The 3,175-nt window shown below is 39.9% G+C and carries 2 protein-coding genes and 1 pseudogene; 1 reads left to right on the top strand and 2 read right to left on the bottom strand.

Annotated features, from left to right (window positions below):
• Positions 1 to 186, bottom strand: a pseudogene (locus BCT81_RS26755) (IS6 family transposase); the annotation flags it as partial.
• Between the two features lie 521 nt (positions 187 to 707).
• Between BCT81_RS26755 and BCT81_RS26750 the strand changes: the two are divergent.
• Positions 708 to 1,046 carry a hypothetical protein gene (locus BCT81_RS26750; RefSeq protein WP_102426427.1) on the top strand — a complete coding sequence of 113 codons (339 nt, stop codon included), beginning with the start codon at positions 708 to 710 and terminating at the stop codon, positions 1,044 to 1,046.
• A 94-nt stretch (positions 1,047 to 1,140) separates the two neighbouring features.
• Here the strand turns inward: BCT81_RS26750 and BCT81_RS26745 are convergent, their stop codons facing one another.
• On the bottom strand, positions 1,141 to 3,090 hold the full coding sequence (locus BCT81_RS26745; protein ID WP_102426426.1) for a replication initiator protein RctB domain-containing protein: 1,950 nt from the start codon (positions 3,088 to 3,090) through the stop codon (positions 1,141 to 1,143).
• Positions 3,091 to 3,175 lie beyond the last annotated feature (85 nt).

Here is a 3,175-nt window from a genome sequence, read left to right as displayed (position 1 = left end):
CTTATGTAGGATAGGCCCGTAGTGAATGAACCAACGATAAATCGTGGAGCGATTAACGAAGACACCTCGTTCGGACAACATATCACTGAGGTTTGCATAGCTCATTGCGGTAGTGCCATACCAACGGACACACCACAAGATAAGTTCGGGGGTGAAATGTCGCCATTTGAATTCAGACTTGACCATAACGTATTGCTCAGTGATGAATCATAGTAAAAGTCTGGCGGCTCGTGAGGTTTTTGCAACAAGCCCGTTTTAAGTGTAATTCAGGGCAGAATTGGTGAAGAGAGTCGTGTAAAATATCGAGTTCACACATCTTGTTGTTTGATTATTGATTTTTGGCGAAACCATTTGATCACATGACAAGATGTGTTTCTACCTTAAGCTAATGATTTTTATAAAAATAATTAGGGGATTCCTCAGTGTAAAGCACCCTAGTAGGTTGAGTCTCTTTGTTTTCGGCCGTAGGACGCTCAGGCGACACCGTCGCCGGTTCAAAATCTCCCTAGGGATAGGCTTCGACTTAACAATAATAAAAGTTGCCCTGCATTGGAGCGGGGCCTTTTTTTACCCACAAAAGACTCTTTACCCTTGGCATTTTTGCTTTCCACGGTTGAACAACACTTTGATTTTCATTTTCCTTCATAGAATTGGTCATTGATGTATACAAAAGAAATCAACATGAGATAAGAAAAAGGTTTTCTACCATGACAAAAGTAACTTTGTACTTACTTCCGCGAGGGAACACTCATCACACTGGCCCCGACTTCTATAAATTCATCGATTCAACTTACAAAAAGGAATTGGAACTGCCTTCTGAGCTGATCCAAAAAGGGGTAATTCTAACGTTCGGTGATGGCGAAGATTCGTATCATGTGTGTATCCAAGAAATCCACTATCTAGTGAATGAAGCAATAACTGAGGTGCTGTGTAGCTACTGCAACAATGATTTTAATAAAATGGGTATATTCGGTAAAAAAGAATTCTTCGATGCCTTTATAAAGCGGCTGGTGGCTGACCATTGGGTGGTTTCAGACGACAATTAAACGAAAAAAAAGAACCCGAGACACATCGGGTTCTTTTTTTTAATAGGTAACCATACTTAGTGACTATATCGACTTTCTGTGATTTTCAGTCTCTTTAGCTTACTTGAGCCAACTTAGATGAAATGAAAGCGGCAAGCTCATCTAATTCTCCATTAACCCACTGGTTAAATCTCTTGGCTCTCAATAGCTTTACACTGTCGATTAATTCACTTTTTGATAACTTGATATTATGCCCAGTTTCCAAGCGGCTCATCAGACTGTAGAAGTGTTCTGATTCAATTATTGTCTCACCATAAGTGAGTTTCTTAAGATGGCCTTGCACTTTATGTAGCGCTTCTACAGCAACATCTTTATTGGCATTTAAATCCATTGAAACTAAGTGAGCAATACGGTCTATGTGGTGTTCATCGTCATAGGCAGATATTGTGTATTCAGATTCTAATAATTTAAATTTTCGGTAATTCGCGAAACGTCTAGTTGTATGTGTTACATATTTAAACAATAGGTCATCGCGGAGTGCATCTACGAGTACGTTACGTTTCATCTCATCTGCTAACGCAAACTTGTTGACCAACGGGTTCATTATCGTTGGAGCATTCTTTTTGCCTTCCTTGAAGGTTGAACCTGTAGCTTCTATCATCTGTTTCTCATCACAGTCAATTACGGCCACGTAGTTACCATCTTGATTCTTTGTGAATGAAATATAGTACCCGCACAAATTGTAGTCTTTGGTAATCTTTTTATCATTGCGCATCACCAAATCACCTGGTTTGCATTTATAGATTTCCAACGCAGCTGTGATGTCATTATGAAGCTTTTTATCACTCCCATCGAAAAACATATGTTCAGCAATTAAAGATAGATCCAAAGACTCATACCCTACTCGCCTCACACGCAGACACATGTAGAAGAGGAGTAACAGAGGGTCACCAACTGCAATCTGTTTGGGTAAAGTGAAAAATACTTCTTTCTTAGCCAGAATTTCGATTAGTTTGGGATGAAACGTATAGAAGAACAGTGTCGGCTTTACTTCCACGCCGTTCTCATTGATAACGGGGGCGAGTTTTGAGTTGGTTTCCAGTTCAATAATGAACTGGAAGTCTTTTTGCGTGAACAGTTTCTGAAGTTCTTCATCTACAATCACACCGTCTAGATCGGTCCACTCATAAACTGTGTGACGTAATTCTTGAATTTGTTCTCTTATGCGATCACGAGTCTGACCGTTGTCACTCAGACCACGTAGATACAAAATCTCTTCTAGTTTTGCAGCACACTCAGTATTTTCGAACGGACGCGAAAACCGCTTAGTTTTCATTGCTCGGGCGTTATATGCGATAGCTAACGACAATAGTGCCATTAAGGTTTGGATAGCACCTTTAGTCGATACTTGTTCATGCCCTTTTGCAGCAACCGTATAATTACCACCTTTTGGATGCTTGAATTGGACAAGCGCTTTAGGGCTACCATTCCTCTTGTTTGGAGCCAGTGCTATGTACTCAGTAGGTAAGATTTGTTTGTCATAAGGCATACCCTTTGGAAGATAAGGTCGCAGATCAACATCCTGTTGAGATAGAGATTTCTTCTGAAGAGCATTTTTGACACTTTCACGATTAGACTTTTTATTGCCTTTGGGACGATTGCGATCCGTTAGGGAGTCACGATCAGCAATTATAGCTAGGTCAACTTTTTTAGCTAAGGTGTAAATATTTGAAGTAGACCGTTTTTGACCGTTATGAGTGACTTCATGTAAGACTAAGAACCCTAATTTCTTAAGCTCCATCAGAGTACGTCGAAGGGTTGCAGGTTTAATTTCATAACGTGCCTCTACGCCTTCTTGAAATACTTTATTGGCTATGCCACTGTGTGATTTAGCTAAGGCGATCAGGTGTTGAGCAATAGTGCGTTGTTTCAAGCCTAAACTCATGTCCTGAATTGTATCAAATAACTCAACATCAGCTGGGTCGAAAAGAAAAAGAGTAAAACGCCTTTTCAGGTCAATTTTTTCTAGCAATTCAGGTGAGATATCGTTGAGTTCTATCGGCATGTGCTCTATCACTGTTTTTCATGATGCTTTAATCATAACTGTTGAACAAGAATAAGCAACCCTATCATGATCATCCAGATTATTT

Source organism: Vibrio sp. 10N.261.52.A1 (genome assembly GCF_002876325.1).
Lineage (GTDB): Bacteria > Pseudomonadota > Gammaproteobacteria > Enterobacterales > Vibrionaceae > Vibrio > Vibrio chagasii.
The sequence above is the reverse complement of the archived record's forward strand: the minus strand, read 5'-3'. Positions and strand labels throughout refer to the sequence as shown.